The 247-nt window shown below is 61.5% G+C and carries 1 protein-coding gene; it reads right to left on the reverse strand.

Annotated features, from left to right (window positions below):
• Nucleotides 1–11: 11 nt before the first annotated feature.
• The coding region (locus tag SB719_RS21875; protein ID WP_412159992.1) for an ASCH domain-containing protein at nt 12–247 on the reverse strand (236 nt) is incomplete at its 5' end.

Here is a 247-nt window from a genome sequence, read left to right on the forward strand (position 1 = left end):
TGTGGGATCGGCTATTGGACTATGACGAACCGCTCGAGTACCACCAGCGAAGTACCGGTCAGCTCGAAATCCTCGCCGAGTTCGGCGCGCATGGCCGCTGAGGTCCAAAAGCGGGTGTGACCTTCGCGCCAGTCCGACACGGAAGAGTATCCCTCGCCCTCCGCAAGGGCGTGCTCTAGCGGAACGTCTTGTAGGAGGACGATTTCGACTGCCGTGGTCTCGATCACGGCTACGCGCTGGCCGTTTG

The sequence above is a fragment of the Pantoea sp. SIMBA_079 genome (assembly GCF_046940275.1).
Lineage (GTDB): Bacteria > Pseudomonadota > Gammaproteobacteria > Enterobacterales > Enterobacteriaceae > Pantoea > Pantoea borealis.